At 51.5% G+C, this 25,164-nt stretch carries 23 protein-coding genes; all 23 read right to left on the reverse strand.

Annotation, left to right across the window (positions count from 1 at the left end; genetic code table 11):
- Positions 1–445: 445 nt before the first annotated feature.
- On the reverse strand, positions 446–1,972 hold the full coding sequence (gene lysS, locus IEY53_RS29985; RefSeq protein WP_189031417.1) for a lysine--tRNA ligase: 1,527 nt from the start codon (positions 1,970–1,972) through the stop codon (positions 446–448).
- 258 nt (positions 1,973–2,230) lie between these two features.
- Entirely contained in the window at positions 2,231–2,710 is a 480-nt protein-coding gene (gene greA / locus IEY53_RS29990; protein ID WP_189031419.1) for a transcription elongation factor GreA, read from the reverse strand.
- A gap of 203 nt (positions 2,711–2,913) precedes the next feature.
- Positions 2,914–3,936 (reverse strand): tRNA dihydrouridine synthase DusB, encoded by a 1,023-nt coding sequence (dusB, locus tag IEY53_RS29995; RefSeq protein ID WP_189031421.1) that lies wholly within the window; start codon positions 3,934–3,936, stop codon positions 2,914–2,916.
- Between the two features lie 26 nt (positions 3,937–3,962).
- The gene (locus IEY53_RS30000; protein ID WP_189031423.1) at positions 3,963–4,169 is read right to left on the reverse strand and encodes a helix-turn-helix domain-containing protein; all 207 of its coding nucleotides are present in this window, start codon (positions 4,167–4,169) and stop codon (positions 3,963–3,965) included.
- Positions 4,121–4,669, reverse strand: a complete 549-nt coding sequence (gene folK, locus IEY53_RS30005; RefSeq protein WP_189031499.1) for a 2-amino-4-hydroxy-6-hydroxymethyldihydropteridine diphosphokinase — start codon at positions 4,667–4,669, stop codon at positions 4,121–4,123. The genes IEY53_RS30000 and folK overlap by 49 nt, the downstream gene beginning before the upstream one ends.
- Before the next feature lie 10 nt (positions 4,670–4,679).
- On the reverse strand, positions 4,680–5,042 hold the full coding sequence (gene folB / locus IEY53_RS30010) for a dihydroneopterin aldolase (RefSeq protein WP_189031424.1): 363 nt from the start codon (positions 5,040–5,042) through the stop codon (positions 4,680–4,682).
- Between the two features lie 48 nt (positions 5,043–5,090).
- Complete coding sequence (folP, locus tag IEY53_RS30015) at positions 5,091–5,948, reverse strand: dihydropteroate synthase (RefSeq protein WP_373293958.1); 858 nt, start codon at positions 5,946–5,948, stop codon at positions 5,091–5,093.
- A gap of 2 nt (positions 5,949–5,950) precedes the next feature.
- Entirely contained in the window at positions 5,951–6,826 is an 876-nt protein-coding gene (locus tag IEY53_RS30020) for an aminotransferase class IV (RefSeq protein ID WP_189031425.1), read from the reverse strand.
- On the reverse strand, positions 6,823–7,404 hold the full coding sequence (gene pabA / locus IEY53_RS30025; protein WP_189031426.1) for an aminodeoxychorismate/anthranilate synthase component II: 582 nt from the start codon (positions 7,402–7,404) through the stop codon (positions 6,823–6,825). Before pabA ends, IEY53_RS30020 begins: the two co-directional genes overlap by 4 nt.
- Entirely contained in the window at positions 7,401–8,942 is a 1,542-nt protein-coding gene (locus IEY53_RS30030) for an anthranilate synthase component I family protein (protein ID WP_373293960.1), read from the reverse strand. The genes pabA and IEY53_RS30030 overlap by 4 nt, the downstream gene beginning before the upstream one ends.
- A 256-nt stretch (positions 8,943–9,198) precedes the next feature.
- The gene (gene cysK / locus IEY53_RS30035; protein ID WP_189031428.1) at positions 9,199–10,137 is read right to left on the reverse strand and encodes a cysteine synthase A; all 939 of its coding nucleotides are present in this window, start codon (positions 10,135–10,137) and stop codon (positions 9,199–9,201) included.
- Between the two features lie 75 nt (positions 10,138–10,212).
- Positions 10,213–11,157, reverse strand: coding sequence for a peptidylprolyl isomerase (locus IEY53_RS30040; RefSeq protein ID WP_189031429.1), 945 nt, complete (start codon positions 11,155–11,157; stop codon positions 10,213–10,215).
- Positions 11,158–11,166: 9 nt separating this feature from the next.
- Entirely contained in the window at positions 11,167–12,051 is an 885-nt protein-coding gene (hslO, locus tag IEY53_RS30045; protein ID WP_189031430.1) for an Hsp33 family molecular chaperone HslO, read from the reverse strand.
- Positions 12,052–12,097: 46 nt separating this feature from the next.
- On the reverse strand, positions 12,098–12,865 hold the full coding sequence (locus IEY53_RS30050) for a type III pantothenate kinase (protein WP_189031432.1): 768 nt from the start codon (positions 12,863–12,865) through the stop codon (positions 12,098–12,100).
- The gene (gene nadC, locus IEY53_RS30055; protein ID WP_189031434.1) at positions 12,862–13,737 is read right to left on the reverse strand and encodes a carboxylating nicotinate-nucleotide diphosphorylase; all 876 of its coding nucleotides are present in this window, start codon (positions 13,735–13,737) and stop codon (positions 12,862–12,864) included. The genes IEY53_RS30050 and nadC overlap by 4 nt, the downstream gene beginning before the upstream one ends.
- On the reverse strand, positions 13,727–15,343 hold the full coding sequence (gene nadB / locus IEY53_RS30060) for an L-aspartate oxidase (RefSeq protein ID WP_189031436.1): 1,617 nt from the start codon (positions 15,341–15,343) through the stop codon (positions 13,727–13,729). The genes nadC and nadB overlap by 11 nt, the downstream gene beginning before the upstream one ends.
- A 39-nt stretch (positions 15,344–15,382) precedes the next feature.
- Positions 15,383–16,321: a quinolinate synthase NadA gene (gene nadA, locus IEY53_RS30065; RefSeq protein ID WP_189031438.1), complete on the reverse strand. Its 939-nt coding sequence runs from the start codon at positions 16,319–16,321 to the stop codon at positions 15,383–15,385.
- Positions 16,322–16,505: 184 nt separating this feature from the next.
- Positions 16,506–18,566: an ATP-dependent zinc metalloprotease FtsH gene (ftsH, locus tag IEY53_RS30070; RefSeq protein ID WP_189031440.1), complete on the reverse strand. Its 2,061-nt coding sequence runs from the start codon at positions 18,564–18,566 to the stop codon at positions 16,506–16,508.
- Between the two features lie 108 nt (positions 18,567–18,674).
- Positions 18,675–19,214: a hypoxanthine phosphoribosyltransferase gene (hpt, locus tag IEY53_RS30075; protein ID WP_189031442.1), complete on the reverse strand. Its 540-nt coding sequence runs from the start codon at positions 19,212–19,214 to the stop codon at positions 18,675–18,677.
- Positions 19,215–19,259: 45 nt separating this feature from the next.
- Positions 19,260–20,702 (reverse strand): tRNA lysidine(34) synthetase TilS, encoded by a 1,443-nt coding sequence (gene tilS, locus IEY53_RS30080; protein ID WP_189031444.1) that lies wholly within the window; start codon positions 20,700–20,702, stop codon positions 19,260–19,262.
- A gap of 75 nt (positions 20,703–20,777) precedes the next feature.
- Positions 20,778–21,716: a serine/threonine protein kinase gene (locus IEY53_RS30085; RefSeq protein ID WP_373293959.1), complete on the reverse strand. Its 939-nt coding sequence runs from the start codon at positions 21,714–21,716 to the stop codon at positions 20,778–20,780.
- Complete coding sequence (locus tag IEY53_RS30090) at positions 21,706–22,449, reverse strand: vWA domain-containing protein (protein WP_189031445.1); 744 nt, start codon at positions 22,447–22,449, stop codon at positions 21,706–21,708. Before IEY53_RS30090 ends, IEY53_RS30085 begins: the two co-directional genes overlap by 11 nt.
- Positions 22,450–22,546: 97 nt before the next feature.
- Positions 22,547–25,054 (reverse strand): stage II sporulation protein E, encoded by a 2,508-nt coding sequence (spoIIE, locus tag IEY53_RS30095; protein ID WP_189031446.1) that lies wholly within the window; start codon positions 25,052–25,054, stop codon positions 22,547–22,549.
- Between the last annotated feature and the right edge of the window lie 110 nt (positions 25,055–25,164).

Here is a 25,164-nt window from a genome sequence, read left to right on the forward strand (position 1 = left end):
GAGCGATTGCTCATTTTGAAACATCTGACGAGAATTTGCATTCTCTACCGATTCATCTCCCGCATTTGCATGCTGTGAGAATCCTCTTTGTTTGGATTTCACTTTCGTGAATTCCCACTCACTCGTTGTTCAGTTTTCAAAGATCAAGCTCGTTGTTAGCGGCGATTATCTCGTCACCAGCAACTCTTATAATATATCATGTCCGGCCGATTAATGCAAGCTCTTTTTTTAATTTCTTTCTGAGCTTCAACTTGGTGTCTCGCGGCCAGAAATATAATATATCATGGATCGACATACTATTGCAAGACTTTTTTCAATATATCACTCTATGAATTTTAACTAGTACTGCTTATACTGGTCACTACCCTAATAGCCAACCCCTGCCAGAGAAGACTGCAGCGCTGCAGTCTTCTCTGGCAGGGGTTGTATTAACAGGGCAGCCTGCTTATTCAGTACGGTTGCGCATATGCGGGAACAGCAAGACGTCACGGATCGAAGCAGCATTGGTCAGCAGCATAATGAGACGGTCTACACCGATGCCCAACCCGCCGGTAGGCGGCATGCCATACTCCAAAGCTCGGATGAAATCGTCGTCCATCTCATGAGCTTCATCGTTGCCTTGTTCTTTTTCCGAAATCTGAGCTTCAAAACGCTGACGCTGATCGATTGGATCGTTCAGCTCGCTGAAAGCATTGGCATGCTCGCGTGCTACGATAAACAGCTCAAAACGGTCAGTAAAGCGCGGGTCCTGATCATTCTTCTTGGCCAACGGTGAGATCTCAACCGGATGACCTGTTACAAAGGTAGGCTGAATTAGCGTTTCTTCCACAAACTGTTCAAAGAAAGCATTAAGAATATGTCCGAAGGTCATGTGCTTCTCAACCGGCACACGATGTTCTTTAGCCAGGCGTTGTGCTTCTTCATTGCTCATATGAACGCTGAAATCCACACCGGTCACTTCCCTAACGGCATCAACCATTGAAACCCGGCGCCATTGTGGCGTTAAATCTATCTCATGACCTTGGTAGTTAATCTTTTGTGTGCCGAGCACCTCTTGGGCAATATGGGCAATCATGCTTTCGGTGAGATGCATAATATCCTTATAGTCGGCATAAGCTTCGTACAGCTCTATCATGGTGAACTCCGGATTATGACGCGTGGAAATCCCCTCATTGCGGTAAACCCGTCCGATTTCGTACACTTTTTCGAGTCCGCCTACAATCAGGCGTTTCAGGTGGAGCTCAATGGCAATCCGCATGTACAGCTGCATATCCAGCGTATTATGATGTGTGATGAACGGACGGGCAGCGGCTCCCCCGGCAATTGCATGAAGGGTTGGCGTCTCCACCTCAAGGTAGCCAAGAGAATCCAAGTAGCGACGCATCGACTGAATGATCCGGGAACGGGCAATAAAGGTCTGTTGAACTTCCGGATTAATAATCAGGTCGACATAACGCTGGCGATAACGGAGCTCCACGTCCTTTAGACCATGGTATTTCTCAGGAAGCGGCAGCAGGGATTTCGACAAAACTTCGAGATTGTCTACTTTAATGGAGGTTTCACCCGTCTTGGTCTTGAAGACCGTTCCGCGAACACCGATGATGTCGCCCAGGTCCAGAACATTAAAGGCTGCATATTGGGCTTCAGGAATACTGTCCTGCCGCACATAAAGCTGAATTTTGCCGCTAAGGTCCTGCACATGTGAAAAGCTGGCTTTACCCATAACACGTTTAGCCATAATACGGCCTGCAATACTAACTTCTACGGCCAGCTCATCCAGTTCCTCTTTAGTCATTCCGTCATACTTCGCGATGAGATCTCCTGCGTTAGCTGTACGCTCATATTTTTTGCCGAACGGGTCAATTCCTAGTCCACGCAGCTCGTCCAATTTGGCACGGCGGATCTGCAGCAGCTCACTCAGTTCATTCTCTGGCATCTCCACATTGTCCGCATTGTTCATTTCTTCGGTCATGCTCTTCATCCCCTATTCACTCAAGTAATGTCATATACACAAGAAGAAACGGCTCCGTCAACGTAGCAGAAGACAGTCCCGTTCCAGCTCCAAATACAAGCAGTATGTGTTCACCCGTATTTTTCAATGAAGGGTATTGATAATGTTGAAAAAGCTTCCCTAAGGAAGCTTTCCCAAACATGTTCCCTTGTTCTGCCTTGCATACCCTAAGCGGTATACAGTGGCAGCCACTCTATTGGCAGACGCAAAGTCTGTCTGTTACTTCATGCGAATATCGAGGATTTTATATTGAATAACGCCGGCAGGAACGCTTACGTCAACAATGGTGCCCTTTTTCTTGCCGATAATGGCTTTGCCTACAGGGCTCTCGTTGGAAATCTTGTTATTAAGCGGGTCGGATTCGGCCGTGCCGACAATGGTATATTCCATGATATCGCCATATTCCATATCCTCAACACTTACAGTAACGCCAATACTCACCACGTCAGTAACGATTTCGTCGCTATTGATAATCCGCGCGTTGCGGAGCATCTTCTCCAAAGTGATTACGCGTCCCTCTATAAAGGCCTGTTCATTCTTCGCGTCTTCATATTCGGAGTTCTCACTGATATCTCCGTAACCAATCGCTACCTTAATCCGCTCGGCAACCTCACGGCGCTTCACGGATTTGAGGATCTCCAGTTCTTCTTCCAGGCGCTTTAGCCCGTCTGGGGTAAGGATGACTTCTTTATCGCTCATCTCAACCGATTCTCCTGTCGTATACATTTATTGAAAACACCATAACTATATGCGAATCTGGAGGGATAAGAACCCTCCTTGCTGCACCTTACTTAACTGTAACGGCGATTTTATACTGAGAAATTATATTGGAACCGCTACAAAATGTCAATGATGCCACATATAATGCTCCGTGTAATCAGGAAATGTCACGTAAATTACCCTTAAACCGCTGAGAGCGATGCCTCAACGCCCTTATTGCCGCCGGATTCTTCGTTCTTAATCTGTTCGACAAACTCATTCAAAATGTTCACCATTTCGTCGCGCCGGGTTTTTTCCATAATGACATCCTTAACCCGTGCCGCAGCTTTCATACCTTTCAGGTACCAAGCCAAGTGCTTGCGCATCTCGCGTACAGCAACAGCTTCGCCCTTAAGCGCAATCAGACGATCCATATGCAGAATTGCAACCTTGATCTTCTCTTCGACACCCGGTTCCGGCAGCAATTCCCCCGTGCTCAAGTACTGAATCGTGCGATACAGCATCCACGGGTTGCCAAGCGCTCCCCGGCCGATCATGACACCGTCACATCCGGTCTGATCCAGCATAGCCCGGGCATCTTCAGGGGTATTCACATCCCCGTTGCCGATAACCGGAATGGATACCGCTTCTTTGGCCATTTTGATATAATTCCAGTCGGCGTGGCCGGTGTACAGCTGTTCCCGTGTCCGACCATGTACGCTGACTGCCTGACCGCCGGCCCGCTCGACTGCACGCGCGTTGTCTTCGACGAAGATATGCTCGCTGTCCCAGCCGATCCGCATTTTGACTGTTACGGGCTTATCCACGACATCAACAACCGCAGAGACCATTTCATATATTTTATCCGGATTCAGCAGCCAGCGTGCACCCGCATCGCATTTGGTCACTTTCGGCACGGGACAGCCCATATTAATGTCAATAATATCAGCGTTTGTCTCTTTATCCACCACTTTGGCGGCTTCCACCAGCGACGTGCGGTCCCCTCCAAAAATCTGCAGACTCAGCGGTTTCTCCCGTTCGTCCACGAACAACATCTCGCGGGTCCGCGTATTGCCGTGCAGGATCGCTTTATCACTCACCATTTCCGCACAGACCAAACCTGTGCCGAACTCTTTGGCAATCAAACGAAATGCCGGATTGCATACGCCAGCCATAGGGGCCAGAACGACCTGGTTCTTCATTTCAATGCCGCCAATCTTCAGCATTCGGTTCACTTCCTCTACTTTTATATCTAAGATGGATTTGCGAGTTCTTCGGTGGAAACCCCGAGAACATCCGCAATTTTATTTAAAATTTGATCCTCTAAACGTCTATTACCCCTCTCAACTGCACCAAGTACAGCCAAGGAAATCCCGGCGTGATCCGCCAGCTCCTGCTGGGTATATCCCTTTAGCTTACGGAATGCCCGGACCCGCCGTCCCATACGCTTGTTGTCCACAGCCGAATTCCTTCCTTTCCATCGATGTCCTCCAGCGCTTTGGTGATCAGACCTCGAAGTCCGGAATGTTCATTCTGTGGAACGATATCGTTAAGAGGCACCAGGACAAAGGCACGCTCAAACATACGCGGATGCGGCAGGGTTAATTCCGGAACATCCAGTGACCGGCCTTCTACCCATAATAAATCAAGGTCTACTGTCCTCGGCCCAAAGCGGACATCTCGTGTGCGGCCCAGCCGGTTCTCAATCTCCAGCATGACATTCAGCAAGGCTTCCGGTGTGAGTGTAGTTCGCAGCAATGCTGCCATATTCAGAAACTGCGGCTGGTCCAAATAACCCACAGGCTCAGTCTCATATACTCCCGAACAACGAACGACTTGAACACCTTCGGAATCTTCCAGTTGGTGTAAGGCTTCAACCAGGGTCCCCTCACGGTCCCCCAGATTAGCCCCTAAAGCAATATAAGCCTCTGATTCCTCAGAGGTGGAATGGTTATTCATCAATTGGGTCTCACTTCCTCGTTCTTCGCAGTTCTACGGTCACTCCCTGAAAATGAATGTCGAACGGCGGATGCGGTTTGGTCACTTTGACCGTTACTGCATTGATAATAGTATAAGTGTCCAGTAACGCGGATGCAATATGTTCTCCCAAAGCTTCAATTAATTTAAAGGACTTTGTTTCGACAATGTTCTTGACCAGCGTATGCACTTCGGCATAGTTGACGGTCTGATCCAGGTCATCGTTCAGTCCTGCGCCCTGCAAATCCAATTCCAGCTCCAAATCAATATAGTAACGCTGTCCCAGCTTGCGTTCTTCTTCAAATACTCCGTGATAACCGTAATATTCCATTCTATGCAGCATCATTTTATCCATTTGCCAAACCGCCTTTTGGGTGCGAATATAATTTGTCCAACTGATTATTTATCCCTGGACCCGCGGTGCAGCGGTATAGAGCATAGCGTCACACATCGCGACAGTCCGTTTGATCTTGGCTACGTCGTGCACACGGACAATCTGGCAGCCTTGGGCAATACCGAAGGCCACCGTAGCAGCCGTTCCCTCTACAACATCATTCGGCGGCAAATCCAGTACGGTGCGGATGAATTTTTTGCGGGACGTTCCGAGCAGCAGAGGATAATCCAGTGCATGCAGACTGTCCAGCGACATCATGGCTTGCAGATTCTCATGGTAATCCTTGGCGAATCCGATACCGGGGTCCAAAATTATATTGTAAGGCTTCACTCCCGCCTCCAACGCAAGGTTCACGCTTCCCTGCAAATCCGCAATCATATCGGGGATCAGATCCGTATAGCGGCGGTCGTGGCGATTGTGCATAACAATAATCGGGCATTCCGCTTCTGCAGCCACCGCGGCCATTAAGGGGTCGGCTTTGCAGCCCCATACATCATTAATGATATGTGCACCGGCAGCCAGAGCTTGGCGTGCTACTTCCGCTTTGTAGGTATCTACAGACAAGGGTAAGTGGGGAGCGGCACGGTGAATGCTCTCAATGACAGGCAGCACACGGGCGAGCTCCTCCTCCAGGCTGACCGGCTCGTGGCCGGGTCTTGTCGATTCTCCGCCAATATCAATGATATCTGCACCGTCTGCAGCCATTTGCAGCGCATGTTCGGCAGCCCTCTTCGGTTCATCCCACAATCCGCCATCCGAAAAAGAGTCCGGAGTCACATTCAGAATACCCATAATTAACGTTCGTGTTCCCAGTGTCAGTTCTGTTTCTCCGCAGCGGTAGGTCCGCTTGTAGAGGATTGGCTTCATAATTACAGCCCCGCCTTTTCTCTGTATAGATGGATTAGCTGTCCGGTTAACGGGCCGCAGCGGCCTTCACTCACCAGCCATTGATGATCCTCTTGCCACAACGTTGTCACTGGAACGATCTCTTGTACGGAGTTCGTCATGAATACTTCGTCCGCATGCTTTAGCTGTTCCCAGCCATAAATCCCTTCTTCCACTCTTATCCCGGCAGCAAGGGCCAGTTCCAGCACCATTTCCCGGGTAATTCCAGGAAGAATCCCTGTGCTTAAATCGGGGGTGCAGAGCACAGCATCTTTTACAAAAAAGATATTGCTGACAATCCCCTCAGCAATCGCCTCCCCTGCGGTCAGCATTAACCCCTCCGCTCCGTAGGCGGCAGAGGCATATCCGCTAAGCTCACGCTTGGCGAGAATATTATTCATGTAGTGGAGGGACTTCAGACGTAACGGCCCCTCCGGCGTATTGCGTCTGGTCAACAGAAGCTGGAGCGGCCTGCCCTGCGTGTAAAGCGTATCCGGCACAACCGGCAGCGCCTTGATATAGAGCAAATGAGTCGGTGTATGGTAGTCTCCCGCAGGCAGCCCCAGGATATCCTCACCAGCCGTTACGGTATAGCGTACATAAGCTTCCTCAAGCCGGTTGGCCTCCATAACCGCTGTGATCCAGCTCTTTAGGTACTCCAGATCAGGCACAAACGGAATACCGAGCTGCCGGCAGCCGTCCGCGAGCCTTTTAACATGCCGTTCCAGCAGGAACGGCGATCCTTTGTAGGTACGAAAGGTTTCAAACAAACCCATGCCATACAAAAAGCCGTGATCCAGGGCGGAAACTACAGGAGTCCGGGCGTCCACCACGCCCCCGTTCAAACCTATATAGTTCATGCCGGCTCTCCGGCACTCCGTTTCAGGAAGTTGCGCAGCATCGTGTGACCATGATTGGTAATAATCGATTCCGGATGGAATTGTACACCTTCTATCGGATAGTCCTTATGGCGCAGTGCCATGATCTCGCCTTCAGCTGTCTCGGCTGTAATCTCCAGACAATCAGGCAGACTTTCCCGTTCCACGATCAAAGAATGATAACGTGTGGCTGTGAACGGAGATTCCAGCCCTTCAAATACCGATGTCCCCTGATGGTGAATCGGCGAGGTCTTGCCATGCATCAGACGTTCGGCACGGATCACTTTCCCGCCAAAGGCTTGTCCAATGGCCTGGTGCCCCAGGCAAACCCCGAAAATTGGAATCACGCCCTTGAAATGGTGCAGCACTTCCAGGCTAATGCCGGCTTCTGTCGGCGTGCAAGGCCCAGGAGAGATCAGGATATGATCCGGGGCCAGCTCTTCAATTCCCTGGATAGTGATTTCGTCGTTGCGGTACACCTTCACTTCCTCCCCCAGCTCACCTAAGTACTGCACGAGGTTATACGTAAAGGAATCATAATTATCGATGACCAAAATCATAGTGTTGCCTCCCCTTCGGCGCCTTTGGTGGTTTGGGCCTCCTGCTGTCTTTCACTGCACAGCACCGCCTTCACTACCGCTTTGGCTTTATTATGGCATTCCCGGTACTCCCGGTACGGATCGGAATCGATCACAATGCCGGCTCCCGTCTGTATATATCCGATCCCGTCCTTCACGGCCAGCGTTCGTATAATAATATTTAATTCCATATTGCCGTTATAGTCAATCCAGCCCAGCGATCCCGTATAGGGACCCCGCCGGACCGGCTCCAGCTCTTCAATGATCTCCATGGTTCTTACCTTAGGCGCTCCGGTAATGGTGCCTCCCGGGAATAAGGCCGCCGTTACATCATAGGCATCTTTGCCGGGAGCCAGACGGCCCTCCACCTGCGAAACGAGATGCATGACGTGAGAATAACGTTCCACGGTCATCAGCTCCGGCACGCTGACCGTGCCATAGGCAGCGACACGGCCGATGTCGTTGCGTTCCAGATCGACGAGCATAATATGCTCGGCAATCTCTTTGTCACTCCCGCGCAGCTCCGCCTCCATGGCGGCATCCTCAGCGGGAGTCCGCCCCCTGCGCCGGGTGCCGGCGATGGGCCGCGCGCTTACCCTGTCCCCATGCAGCTTGACCAGCAGCTCCGGCGAGGCGCTGGACAGCGCAAAGCCGGGCGACCGCAGCAGCCCCATGTACGGGGACGGGTTGAGCTTGCGCAGCCATTCGTATACCGCCTCCGGCGCAGATTTCAGCTGCGCTTCCTGGCGCAGCGAGAGGTTCACCTGGAATACATCCCCCTTGCGGATGTATTCCTGCACGTCCAGCACGGCCTGCTGGAACTGCCCGGGCGAGAAGCCCGAAGTCATGCCGGGCCATTCGCCCGAAGCCGCCCGGCTCTCATCAGCTTCTTCGGCCTCTTCCATGCAATAGGCTGCTGCCGTTGACAGGCTACGCCACTGTTCCATCATGCCCTCTGCCCGCTCCACAGCCTGACTATAGAGCTGTCTCAAATCCTCTACGGCAAAAGAAGCTTGAATTGGCGTATGGACCGCGCAATAGAGCAGTTCCTCTTCATGATCGTAAATCCATACCTCCTCCAGCTGCATGAACAGATAATCGGGAAAACCGGGATCGTCCTGGGCCAGAAGAGGCAGCCGCTCCAGCGAACGGACTACATCGTAGCCGAGAAAGCCGATGGCGCCTCCGGTAAACGGTGGCAGCTCCCCTGCAGATAATGGCGGTGAACGAAATTCCGCCATCCACTCCTGCAGCAGCTGTAAAGGTAACCCATGCAGCGTTTGCCGCTCGTACCTTATATCATCCGCCAGACTGCCGCCTGCTTCGGCGGAAAGACTAAGCACCTCGGCAGTGCCTTCCTTTCCCTGCAAAACCGAAACGGGGCGCAGACCCAAATACGTATAGCGACCGGATTTGCCGCTCTCCAGGACCACCGAATAAGGAGAGGCCATCTCCCAGGCCTTCATCCAGGAAGAGGGCAGCCCGCCTTTCAGGGGTGATTGTATAAGCATAGGGAACATGCTCCAGTCTTCTTTCGCCCAGCGTTCCCATTCCTGCCAAGCCGTTAAGATGTTCACATCCATCCCCCTAAAGTTTTGTGAAGCTTAGCTCCCTGATTAGTCTTCGTAACCAAAGGGCTTCGTAAGCATCCTTTTGTATATTGCCTGTCAGTATACTGTACTGCAGGCACTTTTGAAAAGCCCGGGCACTAAAAAAAGGCCTTCATCCGCAATCACGCCGCGAAAGGAAGGCCCCCTATAGGGAAAATCTTATAAATTACACTTCAAAGTTGTATAGTGGAGTGCTCAGGTAACGTTCGCCATTACTTGGGATAACAACTACCACTTTTTTGCCGGCACCCAGTTCCTTAGCCACTTTAATGGCGGCAAATACCGCTGCGCCTGAGGAAATGCCGGACAGAACGCCTTCTTCCTTGGCAACACGGCGTGCCGTTTCAAAGGCTTCGTCATTCTCCACGTGAATAATTTCATCATAGATATCCTGATTCAGGATATCGGGAATGAAGTTGGCGCCAATCCCCTGAATCTTGTGAGGGCCCGGCTTGCCGCCGGCCAGAATAGGAGATGCCGCAGGCTCAACGGCATAGATCTTCACATCAGGGTATTTGCTCTTCAGCACTTCGCCAGCACCCGTGATGGTTCCGCCTGTACCAATACCGGCCACAAAAGCATCGAGGGGTCCGCCAATGGATTCAATGGCTTCTACAATTTCCGGTCCGGTGGTTTCACGGTGAATCTTCACGTTCGCTTTATTCTTAAATTGCTCAGCGAGGAAATAATCAGGGTTCTCACTGAGAATTTGCTCTGCTTTCTTAACCGCTCCGTTCATGCCTTCCGATCCTGGAGTCAATACCAGCTCCGCTCCATAGGCGCGCAGCAGGTTACGGCGCTCAAGGCTCATGGTTTCCGGCATAACGATAACCGCTTTATACCCTTTGGCTGCCGCTACCAGTGCAAGACCGATACCTGTGTTGCCGCTGGTCGCCTCAACAATGGTGCCGCCCGGTTTGAGGAGTCCCTCTTTCTCCGCTTCTTCCACAATGCTGATGGCAATCCGGTCCTTGACGCTCGCACCCGGGTTCTGGTATTCCAGCTTCAGATAAATATCAGCAGCACCTTCAGGAGCAGTGCGGTTCAGACGAACGAGCGGAGTGCCCCCGATCAGTTCTGTTACGTTATTGACGACTTTAGCCATGAGAAAAGACCTCCTTGGGATGGTAAACGAATTATTTCCGACTAAATCAGTAGGTATTTCAATAATTTCATATTATCAATCTTGCAAGCTGTTGTCAATATTTATTGAAGTGTCATACTTGGCGCGCAAATCACTCTCGAGCTGCTGCAGAGGCGCCGCTTGCTCCAATGCCAGTTCCTGCCGAACCTGGGCCCGAAGCTCCTTCTCAGAGGGCTGCTTCGGCATGGTGATCTTCTCTAAGCGGATGATTGCATAGTTATCCCCGTTCACAAGCGGTCCTGCAATGTCCCCTGTGTTCAGGCCCGCCGCTGTCTCCAGCAGCTCCTCCGGCCAGAAAGGATCATTTTCTTCCACCATTCCTATACTCCCGCCATTCACGGCACTTTCTTCATCAATAGAGACTTCTCTGGCCAAAGCGGCAAATTCTTCTCCCTGCTCCAGACGATCCATCACCCGTTCTGCCTCTTTATAGGCGGAGACAGTAATCATGGAGAGCTGCATCTCTTTTTTAGGAAGGAACCGCTCTGCATTGCTCGCTAAATAATCATCAATCTCTGAATCACTGATCGTAATTCCGGCGGTTGCTACTGCTTGTAAGGTAAGACGATAGACAATTTCTTCACGCACTTGCTTACGGGAGAGACCCAACTCGGTCTCCATTTGGGCATAATACTGCTCTTCCGACCCATAGCCGGCCATCGTAAGCTCCAGCTCCTTCTCCACCTCAGCATCAGTCACGGTGATATCAAAGGCTTCGGCTTCCTTGCTCACCACGATATGATTAAGCATGGCAATCAGCACTTCATCACCATGCTTTTTTTTCAACTCATCCACCCATTGCTGATCCGTTATCGGCTGTCCTCCCGCAGAGGCAACATCGGGTGATTCCGTTTCGGATACATCTCCCTTTAGCGCAGCCATAACACGCAGGCTCCAGAACAGGAGCCCACCCAGCATGATTGTCACCACAGCAAGTAAAATTACGGCATTACGCAGCGCGCGTTCTTGTCTGGTCATCATCTCATTGCCCTAGGATTTCGCTTGATCCAGGATTACCTGCAACTCTTCTTTATCAAACACGTACGCCTCATTGCAATAATGGCAGACCACTTCCGCTTTATCATCCTCTTCAATGAGACGCTCCAGTTCATGCTGGCCCAGACTGACCAATGTCTGCTCTACCCGTTCACGTGAACATTGGCATGCAAACCTGATTTCCAGTTCATCCATGACTATGACATCCGGCAAAAGCAAATGCAGCATCTCCTCCGGCTCCAGCCCCTGGTCGAGGAGTGAGGTGACGGAAGGCATTGCGCCTACCGCTTTTTCAATCTCGGTAATTTCGGCATCGGACAGTCCCGGCAGCAGTTGTACGATAAAACCTCCGGCCACCAGAACCGAATTATCGGTGTCGACCAGCACCCCCAGACCTACCGCAGCAGGTGTCTGCTCAGAAACCGCGAAATAATACGTAAAATCTTCACCAAGCTCTCCCGATACAATGGGGATACTGCCCCGGTAGGGCTCCTTCATGCCTAAATCCTTAATGACATCTATAAATCCTTCTGTACCCACAGCTCCCGCGACATCAAGCTTGCCTGCACTGTTGCTTGGTAAATGTACGTGAGGATGATGCACATAACCCCGAACTTCTCCAAGTGCATTGGATTCAGCGACAACCTGACCCAGCGGGCCATTGCCTTTCACTCTAATGCTCAGCTTCTCCTGACCTTTGAGCATGGCACCCATCATGGCTGCAGCGGTAAGCGTACGCCCCAGTGCGGCTGTAGCTGTCGGATACGTATCATGTCTGCGGCGCAGCTCTTCCACCAGTCCCGTCGTACGGACAGCAAAGGCTCTGACCCTGCCGTTCATCGCAGTTCCGCGGATCAGGCGATCCTTCTTTATTTCCATTGTGTGCATACTCCTCCTGCCCTTTCGCCTGTTCCGGCTTAGTATATTATTTATTACGGTCGTAAATAATGCGCAGACCTTCCAGTGTAAGCATCGGATTAACTTCGTCAATACAGTCTGTTTCCCCTGCTATCAGCGAAGCCAGCCCCCCGGTGGCAATGACCTTGAGCTGGGGCGCATTCATCTCAACCTTGATCCGTCTTACAATCCCTTCAACCTGACCCGCATAGCCAAAAATAATCCCGGCCTGCATGGCATGGACCGTGTTGCGTCCAATTACTTTTTTCGGTTTCTCCAGCTCAATCCGCGGCAGCTTGGAAGCCCGTTGATACAGGGCTTCCGTTGAAATTCCGAGGCCCGGAACAATGGCTCCGCCAAGGTAATTGGCATCGGCATCAATACAGTCAAAGGTAGTTGCCGTGCCAAAATCAACGACCACAAGCGGGCATTTGTATTGTTCAATGGCCGCAACGGCGTTAACAATGCGATCAGCACCCACTTCGCGCGGGTTCTCATAGCGCAGATTGAGCCCGGTCTTAATCCCGGGCCCCACCAGCAACGGCTCTTTGCCAATATATTTCTCGCACATATCTACAATAACCTGAACCAGCGGCGGCACTACGGAAGAAATAATAACTCCTTCCACATCCTTCACAGAGATATCCGCCATATGAAACAAGTTGTGAATCAGTACACCATATTCGTCAACAGTATTTTGCCGCGCTGTGCTCAGCCGAAAATGGTGCAGCAGCTCACGCTGTTTATATACTCCAAGGACAATGTTCGTATTTCCGATATCTACGGCGAGCATCATGATTGTGTGCCCTCCTTTTTTCCATTCAGATCCAGGCTGATGTCCAGACTGGAGAAGGAATACGTCAGGCGGCCCACCGATATCACATCAACGCCGGATTCTGCCATTTCACGCACGGTTTCCAGCGACACGTTGCCTGAGGCTTCAGTCTTGACATGCGGCGCCTTCGAATGAATCCTGCTGACTGCAGTCTTCATCATTTCGGCCGACATATTGTCGAGCATAATAATATCCGCTCCGGCAGCGATGGCTTCGTCCACTTGCTCCAGACTTTCAGTCTCTACTTCAATAGTCATGGTATGGGGGATATTGGCCCGGGCACGGCTTACAGCCTGCCGAATCCCGCCTGCCCCTTTAATATGATTATCCTTAATCATCACCGCATCATACAGGCCGAACCGGTGATTGGCTCCCCCCCCGATGCGAACCGCATATTTCTCCAGCATCCGGTGCCCGGGTGTCGTTTTGCGGGTGTCCACAAGCCTTGTTGGCAGTCCCTCCAGGGCCTGCACAAATGAAGACGTCCGGGTAGCCACACCGGACAGACGCTGCATCAGATTAAGCGCCAGACGCTCACCGGTCAGGATGGCATGAGTGCTGCCTTCCACCTCGGCAATCACGGTTCCTTTACTGACCGCTTGACCCTCCTTTACAAGGGCTTTAAAGGTCAATGACGGATCAACAATCTCAAATACCAGTTCTGCTACAGGCACGCCACAGATGATGCCATCTTCTTTGGCATGGATAATGCCTTTGGACTCATGGCCAGCGGGAATGGTGGTCCGGGTAGTTATATCCCCTGAGCCAACATCCTCCTGCAGCCAGTATTTGATCGATTGCACTAACTCTTCATTATAGCCGTTAAACATCATCACTTAATTCCTCCACTATTCCAAGTTCGCGAATCTGGAGCAGATGCTTCTGCCACTGTGCATCATCCCGCTGCGGATAATCCTCACGGTAATGTGCTCCGCGGCTCTCCTCCCTGGCCAGTGCCGATTCTGTTACCAGCAAACTGCAGGTCAACATATTGGCGAACTCGTATTCTTCACGTTTGGACAGCATGGACCCGAAGATCGGCAGCTGCCGTTTCAATTCTTCCAGCCCTTTGAGCAGCATTTCCTGATTGCGCCGTAATCCGGCATAACGGACCATAACCTTCTGGAGCTTCAGCCTGCGTTCCACGATGGCCTGTGTAGGCGACTCTAAGCGTCCGAGCCGGCTGCTGACCGAGAGCACCTCCCGCCCCAGCGGCGCAAGCTCACGGATGCGTTCAATAATCCTCCGTCCAAATACAACAGCTTCCGACAAGGAATTGCTCGCCAGACGATTAGCACCGTGCAATCCTGTAGAGGAGACCTCGCCGCAGGCGAACAGCCGGGAGAGGCTGCTCTCACCGTACAGGTCAGTCTTGATGCCCCCCATCATATAATGCGCAGCCGGGGCTACAGGAATCCAATCCGTTGTAATATCCAGACCATAGCCCATACATGTCTCATATATCGTCGGAAACCGGTGTTTCACCAGGTCTGAGGATTCATGCGTAATATCCAGATAGACGAAGGTCGATTTGGTCAGTTCCATCTCACTGACAATAGCCCGGGCTACAATATCACGGGGCGCGAGCTCCAACAGCTCGTGATAGCGGTCCATAAACCGCTCCCCTTTAATATTGCGCAGCACCGCACCTTCTCCACGCAAAGCCTCGGAAATCAGAAACCGGGGCGCTCCGGGATAACTGAGTGCGGTCGGATGGAACTGGATAAATTCCATGTCCCGTATCTGAGCGCCGGCCCGGTAGGCGATGGCCACTCCGTCTCCAGTTGCTACTTCAGGGTTGGTAGTGTAACGGTATAATTGGCCTGCGCCCCCCGAACAGAGGATAGTGGCGTCTCCCTGCAGGAAAAGACGCCCACCACCCGACCGCTGTAACAGCACGCCTACACATTCCCCATTCTCCGTAATGAGGTCTATTACATAATGATCGTCCCACACCTCGATATTCTCGTGTTCGGCTACCTGCTCAGCCAGAGCGCGCACAATTTCATAGCCTGTAGCATCCCCATTGGCGTGAAGAATGCGGCGATGACTATGCGCTCCTTCCTGGGTGAGGGCCAGAACCCCATCCTCCTTGTCGAACAAGGTCCCGAGCCGAATCAGCTCATGTACACCTTCGGGGCCTTCATTAACCAATACGTCAACTGCAGCAGAAGAGCACAGTCCAGCTCCAGCCATTAAAGTATCCTGACGGTGGTATGCCGGAGAATCATCTTCTGCGATGACGGCGGCAATTCCCCCTTGTGCATAACGTGTGTTGCTCTCCATAACCGATTTTTTGGTTATCATTACGACACGGCGGTCTTTACTGGCTTGGATCGCTGTGAACAACCCGGCAATGCCTGAACCGATAACAATACAATCCGTCTGTACTCTGGGAATTTCCTGAAGATCAAAATCAACCAAATATTGGGGTATCATGACCGCTGTTCACCTGTTTCAACGAAAGAGTAGCGCATGCTACCGGACTTGTAGCATGCGCTCTAGGGATGTTCTGGCTTTGTCGGCGACAGCGGGCGGTACGTAAATTTGCGGCTTCATCGTCTCCAGGCATTTCACCAGTTTTTTGAGATTATTCACTTTCATATTGGGACATACAAGAAACTTTGTAGCAAAAAAGAATTCTTTATCCGGGCTGTCCTTACGGAGCTGATACCCGGTTCCATCTTCAGTTCCAACAATGAACTGCTTGCGGTCCGATTTACGGCAATACTCAAGGATGGCTGTGGTGCTTCCCACAAAATCACCCATGGCCACAACCTCCGGGCGGCATTCGGGATGAACGACAAACTCAGCCTCCGGATATTTGGCTCTCATTTCTACTACATCCTTGACGGTGAGCATATCATGAGTGTTGCAATAGCCTTCCCAGATAATCATCTTTTTGCCGGTTTGATCCTGAACATATTGGCCCAGGTTTTTGTCCGGCACCCAGATGATTTCCTCAGCGTCCAGTGATTCTATAACTCTGACCGCATTGGCAGAAGTACAGCAAATATCTGTCTCTGCTTTAATCTCTGCAGACGAGTTGATATAGGTAACTACTTTGGCGTTGGGATGCTCAGCCTTAAGCTTACGCAGACCCTCTACATTTACCATGTCGGCCATCGGGCAGCCCGCACGTTCATCGGGAATAATTACCGTTTTGCCCGGAGCCAGAATTTTGGCGCTTTCTCCCATGAAATGAACTCCGCAGAATACAATAACTTCCGCATCAGTCTCAGCAGCTTTTTGAGCCAATAAAAAAGAGTCGCCCCGAAAATCAGCAACCTCCTGAATTTCATCACGTTGATAATAATGTGCCAGAATGATAGCATTCCGTTCTTTCTTAAGCTGTTCGAGACGTACACGAAGTTCGCGATTCTGTTCCTGCTTATGCTGGAGCGCCAGAGCTTCCACGGATGTTCTCCCCCTTATACCTTTTCACCTAAGTAATATTAATCACTAATGTACACAACGTTCCAGCCCCTGTCAATGTAACCCGTGCGTGATATAGCCCTGCTAACCGCTGCAAAAGGATACAAAAAATCCGGAGAACAGTTGCGTTCTCCGGATATCTTTAGTTCATGAAATTCCTGGACTGCTAGGAGAGGCTTCCGCCGCCGCCATTGTTGTTATTGCTGCCATTATCCGTACCGTCACCTTCCGGATTCGGATTATTCGGAATATCCTTGGACAAATCCGGAGTTGTTGACTGCTCATCCTCCGTCTTGCCTTGGATGCGGACACGTACATCACCGATCGAATCAATTACGGGTTCCCCGGCTTCATTGATTGTATCGTCGTGTCCTTCCTTCTTGCCATCCTCGCTCAGGTAACCCTGTTCGATCAGTTCTTTAATCTGATCCAGCTCAAGTGTTTCCTTCTCAAGCAGCGTATTGGCAATCAGGTGCATTTCCTTGGAATGTTTGGTCAGCAACTCTCTGCAGCGTTCATAACAGCTGCGGATAAAGTTCTGCATTTCCTGATCAATTTCATAAGCAATGGAATCACTGTAGTTCTGCTCATGCCCAATATCACGGCCCAGGAAAACCTGGCCTTGGGTTGATCCGAACTGCAAAGGTCCAAGCTTATCACTCATACCGTACTCCATAATCATGCTGCGTACAATACGCGTAGCTTGCTGGAAGTCACTGTAAGCACCCGTACCTATTTCACCGATGAACAGTTCCTCAGCTACACGGCCGCCAAGCAGCCCGGTTACTTTATCCAGCAGTTCCTGCTTGGTCACAAGCATCCGGTCCTCTTTAGGAAGCATAATGACATATCCGCCTGCGCGACCGCGCGGGATGATAGTTACCTTGTGTACCATATCAGCATGTTCCAGGAAGTAACCAACAATGGTATGACCCGCTTCATGATACGCAACGATGCGTTTCTCGCGGTCACTGATCACGCGGCTGCGTTTCTCAGTACCTACGATTACACGGTCAATCGCTTCATCCACTTCACGCATTGAGATATCTTTGCGGTTGCGGCGTGCTGCGAGGAGCGCAGCTTCGTTCAGCAAGTTCTCCAGATCTGCACCGGAGAAGCCTGTAGTACGCTTAGCGATTACATCCATTCTCACGTCTTTGGTCAATGGCTTATTGCGGGAGTGAACCTTCAGTACAGCTTCACGGCCCCTCACGTCAGGGCGGTCAACCGTAATTTGACGGTCAAAACGTCCCGGACGAAGCAAGGCAGGGTCGAGAATGTCCGCACGGTTGGTAGCCGCAACAATAATGATTCCTTCGTTGCCGCCGAAACCATCCATTTCAACGAGCAACTGGTTGAGTGTTTGTTCACGTTCATCATGTCCGCCGCCGAGTCCGGCGCCGCGTTGACGGCCAACAGCATCAATCTCATCAATAAAGATGATACAAGGGGCATTCTTCTTGGCGTTCTCGAACAAGTCACGGACACGGGAAGCCCCGACACCGACGAACATTTCCACAAAGTCGGAACCGGAAATGCTGAAGAACGGAACTCCGGCTTCTCCCGCCACCGCACGGGCCAGCAAGGTTTTACCGGTTCCGGGAGGACCGACAAGCAGTACGCCCTTAGGAATCCGTGCACCTACAGCAGCGAACTTGCGGGGATCCTTGAGGAATTCCACGACCTCGACAAGCTCTTGCTTCTCTTCATCAGCCCCTGCAACATCCTCGAAGCTGATCTTCTTCTTCTCTTCATTATATAACCGGGCCTTGCTCTTGCCGAAATTCATCACTTTTCCGCCGCCGCCCTGAGCCTGGTTAAACAGGAAGAAGAACAGGAGGAACATAATAACCAGCGGAATAATGGAAGAGAGGAACGTCAGCCAGATGCTGTTGCCCTCCATCTTCTTTTGTGTGTATTGAATCTTGTTGCTCTCGCTCAACTTGACCAGTTCATCGATAGCTGAATCTGTAGGAGGAATGTATGTGGAGAAGCTTTCCGATTTCACACCTTGCGGAACCGTTTTGTATTTACCGGTTACCAAAAAGGCATTGTCCTCGAATTGCACTGTCACTTCCTTCACATTATCTGCTTCGAGTTGCTGCCTTAATTGGTCGTATCTAGGGAAATCGGCGGCTTCATTTCCATTGCTCACAAACTGGACAATGCCCACCACAACTAAAAATAAAATCAAATAAAAACCAGAATTCCGGATGAACCGATTCATCCCCTACCTCCTCTCACAACACTCAAGTTATTGTACCATAGCCTGCCGGGACACCTCAAATTTGTAAGGTCCTGGGCTTGATCGGAATGATCTGCAGCTGTCAATAGGTCAATTGGAATATATCTCAGGCTTCAGCACTCCGACGTAAGGGAGGTTGCGATACCGCTCGGCATAATCCAATCCGTAGCCAACTACGAATTCATCAGGCAATACAAAGCCTGTATATCCGGCTTCCAGATTAACGGTGCGTCCTGCCGGTTTGTCGAACAGGGTAACAACAGAGATAGACTTCGAATTACGGGCTTGCAGCAGCTCAATCAAATAACTGAGCGTAAGGCCACTGTCAATGATGTCTTCAACAATCAGGACATCGCGTCCTTCCACCGGCACATCCAAATCCTTGATGATTTTGACCACACCGGACGATTTCGTTGATGCTCCATAACTGGATACAGCCATGAAATCCATCTCAACAGGTACTGTGATGACTTTAACCAGATCTGCCATAAATATAAACGCACCTTTTAGAACACAGATCACCAGCGGGGTGCGCCCGGCATACTCTATGCTCAGCTGAGCGCCAAGCTCCCGGATTCTCTGCTGGATTTCCTCTTCGCTGATCAAAATCTCCTGAATATCGTTCTGCAACTTGCGAACCTCCTAAGATATACTATGAAAGACTTACTTCGACCATTACGTTACTTCGCTCTTCCCCGCCTCTTCCAGGAACAGCAAAACTACGGAGGTCGTGTGCCGCCCTACCGCGGCATGCATCGAGCGTCTTACGCCCGGAATCCAGACGATATTGCCCAAACCATCACAAACCAGGGGGATGACTGAGCGTTCGGAAGCGGGTATTTTGTCATCAATATAAATATCCTTTACCTTTTTGCTTCCGTTTAATCCCATAACCTTTATGGTATCTCCAGGCAATCGGGAACGAATGGTGAGCGGCAGGATCAGCTCATCGCCATCAAACCATGCCAACAACTTCCCGGAGTCCTCCCCCTGTGTAAAAAAGTCTACTCGTTCCAGCAACGTCATCGTCATTACTTTCCCTATTTCCGTAAGCCATAACCTGGAATCGGGTAAAGAAAGCTGATATGTATAGCTTACCTGCCGCTTCGGAGGCTTGGACGAGAACAAAATGGTATTGTATTGCCGCACACAAGTCAGACCTCCGCCCAGATCCAGTATCCAAGTAGTCGGTTGCTCTTGCAGCGTTCCCCGGCGTACGGATTCAATCTTGGGGAAATCCGCGGACGATGAACCGGCCGACAGATAATTTAATATTAGTTTAATCAAACGCCGTTGTAAAGCGGCGGGTACGGCCGCAAACGCTGCTCTTTCAAAGGTATATTTGCCGTGATTGGCCGAAACGATTCCTGCAAAGCATTTTGCCGTCTCCGTCTCCATGAATTCGTCTTCCGTTCCGGCTATATCCGCAAGCTGGAGCAGCGATTGCCTCACCTTTCCATTATAGCTCTCCAGAAAAGGCAATACCTCCAGCCGAATGGCATTACGTGTATAGTGGGTCAGAAGATTGCTGGCATCCTCGGCGTACGTATAACCCTGCTCCTTGCAAAGCCCGACAAGAGCCGTTTTGTTAATACGGAGAAAGGGGCGGATGAGTTCCACCTTTTTTTCGATTCGTTTCCACCGGATACCGGCAAGGCCCGCAAGACCGCTGCCGCGCAAGAGCCGCATGACTACAGTTTCAGCCTGGTCGTCGGCATGATGGGCCAGCGCAACACTGCGGGCACCGTAACGGCGGGCAGTCTCAATAAGAAACTCGTATCGTTTCTCCCGGGCGGTCCCTTCGGGTCCAAGGCCGCTTTCTTTCATCACAGACGGAATATCGAATTCCGCCAGCTCAAAGGGAATCCCAAGCTCCGCAGCCAAACTCCGGACAAGCTCGGCTTCCTGCCGTGATTCTTCCCGAAACCCGTGATTGACATGGGCACATATTAAGGACAGCGGTGTCCGGGTAAGCGAAATTTCATGCAGAACATGCAAAAGAGCCACAGAGTCCGGCCCTCCGGAGACTGCGACTACTATGGTGTCATGAGGGGACCACAGCTCATGTTCGGCCGCAGATTCCAATACAGACTCTACCAGTCCATTCAATTGCTCCATAAGCGGCTCCTTTTCTTGACCGGTGGTTTACATGGCTTGCCCGGGCAGGGTCAGCATCCAGCTGTATGTATTTTGTTACAAACGGAATAACCAAAACATCGTAATGGCAAGTACAAATAAGGATAGCGCAAAAGCACTCTTCAGCCAGCGGGGTGTTGCTATGTTCTCCTGCTTAGCCGTTCGCGGGGTGTAAATATGCTCCTTCCAGGTCTGCATGGCCTGCTCTGATCCTGAAAATCCGCCCTTTATGGCTAATATCAGCCAGGAGGCCAGTTTCTTATCCGGCAGAGTCCGGGCCAGCCTCAGGAGTTCTTCCACATTTCTGGTCTGCGGCAGCTGGGTGGCCGCTGTCTTCAGCCCCTGCTCATTGAGCAATCGCAGGCATAAAATGGCGAAGGCAAATAAATCATAGCCCTCATCCCCCGTCCGGCTGCCGGCATTCCAGAAGCCGCGGTCATGCCACTCGGTGAACTGCTTCACACTGCGGCCAATCGGGCTTGCCCCGCCAAAATCAATCAATTCAGCTTCCCCGTAATCCGATACCATTACATTCTCCGGCTTTAAATCCCCGAAGACAAACCCGCATTCATGCAGCTTCCGTATATTGTTCAGCAGCTTTAGCCCCACCAGCCCCAGCCAGGAAGGGCCGTTCTTGGATAAAAAAAGATGCAGCGGCTTGCCCTGCACATAACGCATCACGTAAAAAGGAACATTATTCCCGTCTACAAAATCATCGGCCTCCAGTAAAAAGGACGATAGGGGATTCTCACGGCGGGCGCGGTGTTCATTGCGCTTGCGGCAAGATTGCAGAGAAGTCAGCACATTAATCTCCGATTGCAGATCCAGTGTATCGTATCCGACTTTTAGCGCATACCATTCCCGTCTTCCCTCTCTCTTTACGAGATATACGGTTCCGTTAGCGCCCCTTCCCAGCAGCCGTTCCACAACATAGCGGTTCCCCCGCCATTTGCCTGCAACAACGGTACCGGCAGGATAGGGCGGATTAGACGACATACCCACCAATCATCCCTTCCCCTTCACCTTGATCTTCCGCCGGGCGGCGGTCACGATATCCATCCAGTGTATCATAACGATAGTGTTCAAGCACCCTGAAAATGGCCGGTCCCGTCGGTGTGGCCCCTTTCATCCGCAGCCGGGAGAAAAGCGAGCGGACACCGGATACATCATTTGTCCAGTCCATATCCAGATCCGCCCCGTCGCTTAAGCGCCCCGGGAAATGAAATACAGCAATTTCGCTTTTGCCTTCACGGGCTTCCAGACTAAGAGCCAAATCCCGGATTGCATCTTCAACGGCACTGAGCTTCGGTTTCATGCTTGCACTCGTATCGATCAGCAGCGCAATGCGCAGGTCCGACGTTTCCGTAAGCTCATCCACAACGGTCACGACCTGGGAGCGCTGCAGCGGCGGCAGTTCTTCCAGGGAGCCCTCGCCCAATATCTTTTTTACCTCTTTATTAACCGCCAGTTGAATCGTCTGAACCACGGTTTTGCGTGTCATCATCTGCATGGTCTGGGCCAGCTGCGGCGTTCCGACAATCCTGCTGATTCCGCCACCCGCCTTGGCAATATCCGCAATTTCGCGGCTGCCCAGCTCCCCGATCGTTCCATAATCAACAACGCCGACCACATTGACCGTAATTCCTTCCTGCAGGGCATGCGCCGCCGCCATCACCGGACTCTCCCCTACATTCGAACATCCGTCAGTAATCAGCAATATTTGTTTCACGGCCTATCCCTCCCCTTGGTTTGAAAGCTCTATTTCTAGCATGTCCAGAAATGAGAGATTCCAAACTCAGATGGAGAACGGGTGATGCATGTCCAGACTAGCTCACCGTACGCGGGCGCTCCATCCGGCCGACACCGGGCAGATGCAGACTGGACCATTCCGGATGGAAATGATCGAGGCGGCTGACAACTATGGTCATATCATCATGGATGTCGTTGCCCTGATAGCGGATAACCTTCTCCAGCAGGTTGTCGGCCAGGTCCTGCGGATCGTCCCCCTCCAGCTCCTGAATCATCCGCTTCATCCATATTTCTTTATTAACGGCATAACCGGGTGCATCGTAAATACCATCGGTCATCATAATCAGAATGTCCCCCGGGTGCAGCTGCATGCTGATCAGGTCGACATCAATATCTTTAATGATCCCTATGGGCAGATTGCTGGACGTTATCGGAATCACCTCGCTGCCCCGGCGGATAAAGCTTGGAGCCGAAGCAATCTTCATAAAGGTAGTCTGCGCCGAATACTGGTCGATAAGCGCCATATCCACCGTGGCGTAGAATTCATCTGGAGAACGCAGCAGCAGAATCGAGTTGACCGATTTCACGGCCAGCTTCTCATCCATGCCGGATTGCAGCAGCTTCTCCAGCATCGAGAGCGCCGCACTGCTCTCCATTCTTGCCCGTTCCCCATTGCCCATTCCATCACTGATGGCCACCGCAAAGGTTCCGTTGCCCAGTTCTACCGTACTGAAGCTGTCCCCCGACAGCATATCGCCTCCTTTGGCCGCACCGGCTACGCCTGTGTTCACCTCATAGGCCTTGGCTGAACCAAAGGTGACCATCGACAAACCCTCCCGGGGATGTACAGCAGTCTCGCTGATGACAGCAATGTTCTCATCAAGAATGTCGGAGAGGAGCGGCGCAATCATTTTGCGGCATTCGTCAAATCCACGGGTATAGGCGTGCACGACCTCAATTTCAACACGTCCGGGGTCCAGGCTGAGAATCTCAATGGCATGAATGGAGAGTCCCAGCTTCTCCAAAGCTTCACGAATCTGGCTCTCCTGGCGGTACATCGCCTGTCCCTCCCGTTTAATCTCCCGGGCCAGATCCTCCATGACCTGGGACACCCCGGACAACTGTTCCGCAACAAATTGGCGGCTGTCGTATATTTGTCTTTTCCACCGCATATCATGCTGGTAAAGGTCATATTGCCCTTTCATCACCTCGAGCACCTCCCCCGTCTTGCCGCAAATACGGCTCCACTCAGGGGGCAGCTGGGCCGCCGTAATGTCGGGGCATTCTTCAACAGTGGTCATCATATCCGTCATATATCGGTACGTTTGATAGAACTTCGCATCCCAGCAATGTGTTCGCCGGATGCAGCCCGAGCAGGCGCCTTCCGTGACCGTATTCATGAAATCCTCCATCTCACGGTCTGACTTCCCTGCCTCGGCGGCCCGGGGAATCTGCCCAAAGCTGCTGGAGAGCTGCTGAAACACCTGTGAGAATTGTGTCACCCTTTCTGCCGTAATATCCCTGACCCTGCGGGCATACTCATGCTGGGAACGGCTGTGGTCCGCAGTGCCCGGCACGTATTTGGCAATGGCTGTAATCAGCCCCTTCGGAGTCAGCAAAAATATTAATATAGCAGCGCAAGTCTCCCAGGTCGAAGCCAGCATATCACCCGGACCGGTAAAATAGACGGAAAGTATGCTCGAACCCAGCAGCATGCCGATAGCAACCGCTCCTTTTTTTCCTCCTTGCATCATTCCGGCCAGCATGCCGGAGAAAGCCAGCAGACTCATCTGATAGATGGCGCCAATGTCAGCCAGGCTCAGGATCAGCCCGGTTACAACACCGACGGCAGCCCCAAGAGGCGCGCCACCCGCCATAGCAAACAGCAGGATCAGATACCGCGACAATATATGTTCGAGCGAGTAACCGCTTACCGTCCAACCGACGAGACCAGTCATGACTGAAGCCAGCAGAATAATGAGGCAGAGAATTTCCTCGTTGCGCAGCACACGGCTTTTTTGCTTATAGGTAAGTAAGGGAAGCGCCTGCAAGAATACAAGGGTAAGTACAAATCCCAGCAAGGCGTCCAGGGTCATCATCATCATCGAATACCAGGCAAAGGATGGGCCAATCACCATTTGGAACAGTCCCACCATAAAAGCAGACACGAATACCATCAAAGGTGCGTAGGACAGATCAATTCGCTGAAAGCTCTCCATCCCCCTGTAGATCAGGAAAAAAATAACCAGCTCGGCGGCAACAACCAGTGCACCGGGAAACGGAGTGAAGAGGGCTCCAGCCACAAGGGCTACGGCAACCGGAAGAATAGAGTCTCTGCGCAAAAACACAACAACGGCGAAGAAGGCGGCGGCAAAAGGAGAAAGCTCGTCAAGGATCATGGCTCGTCCCAGCAGGAATCCCATGAAGCTCAGCAGAATCATCCATTTCTTCGCGGCAAGCAGTTGGAGAAAGCGCTGATTCTGACTCCACATTTTGAAGCGTGCTCCCCAAGTTTCTTTTTGGCTTGTCTCTTTGCTTCCTGCTCTTGTCCACTCCGGCAAATTCACCACATTGCTTTTACTCATTCCTCTACACCACCCGTTTAAATTTATGGTTCTCATTATATATTGGGCGTATTGAGAAAGTTTGTCAGAAACGGAGGGTAGTTTCTAAGAAATTTCCGACAAAAAAGCCT

Source organism: Paenibacillus albidus, assembly GCF_014644435.1.
Classification (GTDB): domain Bacteria; phylum Bacillota; class Bacilli; order Paenibacillales; family Paenibacillaceae; genus Paenibacillus_AQ; species Paenibacillus_AQ albidus.

Coding starts and splice junctions, on each gene's coding strand:
- folP (WP_373293958.1), bottom strand. CDS start 5,948: ATGAAGCCAATCCTCTACAAGCGGACCTACCGCTGCGGAGAAACAGAA.
- greA (WP_189031419.1), bottom strand. CDS start 2,710: ATGAGCGATAAAGAAGTCATCCTTACCCCAGACGGGCTAAAGCGCCTG.
- IEY53_RS30020 (WP_189031425.1), bottom strand. CDS start 6,826: ATGAACTATATAGGTTTGAACGGGGGCGTGGTGGACGCCCGGACTCCT.
- IEY53_RS30040 (WP_189031429.1), bottom strand. CDS start 11,157: ATGATGACCAGACAAGAACGCGCGCTGCGTAATGCCGTAATTTTACTT.
- nadC (WP_189031434.1), bottom strand. CDS start 13,737: ATGATGTTTAACGGCTATAATGAAGAGTTAGTGCAATCGATCAAATAC.
- hslO (WP_189031430.1), bottom strand. CDS start 12,051: ATGGAAATAAAGAAGGATCGCCTGATCCGCGGAACTGCGATGAACGGC.
- ftsH (WP_189031440.1), bottom strand. CDS start 18,566: ATGAATCGGTTCATCCGGAATTCTGGTTTTTATTTGATTTTATTTTTA.
- folB (WP_189031424.1), bottom strand. CDS start 5,042: ATGGATAAAATGATGCTGCATAGAATGGAATATTACGGTTATCACGGA.
- dusB (WP_189031421.1), bottom strand. CDS start 3,936: ATGCTGAAGATTGGCGGCATTGAAATGAAGAACCAGGTCGTTCTGGCC.
- folK (WP_189031499.1), bottom strand. CDS start 4,669: ATGAATAACCATTCCACCTCTGAGGAATCAGAGGCTTATATTGCTTTA.
- lysS (WP_189031417.1), bottom strand. CDS start 1,972: ATGACCGAAGAAATGAACAATGCGGACAATGTGGAGATGCCAGAGAAT.
- IEY53_RS30050 (WP_189031432.1), bottom strand. CDS start 12,865: ATGATGCTCGCCGTAGATATCGGAAATACGAACATTGTCCTTGGAGTA.
- pabA (WP_189031426.1), bottom strand. CDS start 7,404: ATGATTTTGGTCATCGATAATTATGATTCCTTTACGTATAACCTCGTG.
- tilS (WP_189031444.1), bottom strand. CDS start 20,702: ATGGAGCAATTGAATGGACTGGTAGAGTCTGTATTGGAATCTGCGGCC.
- spoIIE (WP_189031446.1), bottom strand. CDS start 25,054: ATGAGTAAAAGCAATGTGGTGAATTTGCCGGAGTGGACAAGAGCAGGA.
- cysK (WP_189031428.1), bottom strand. CDS start 10,137: ATGGCTAAAGTCGTCAATAACGTAACAGAACTGATCGGGGGCACTCCG.
- IEY53_RS30030 (WP_373293960.1), bottom strand. CDS start 8,942: ATGTTCCCTATGCTTATACAATCACCCCTGAAAGGCGGGCTGCCCTCT.
- IEY53_RS30085 (WP_373293959.1), bottom strand. CDS start 21,716: ATGTCGTCTAATCCGCCCTATCCTGCCGGTACCGTTGTTGCAGGCAAA.
- nadB (WP_189031436.1), bottom strand. CDS start 15,343: ATGATACCCCAATATTTGGTTGATTTTGATCTTCAGGAAATTCCCAGA.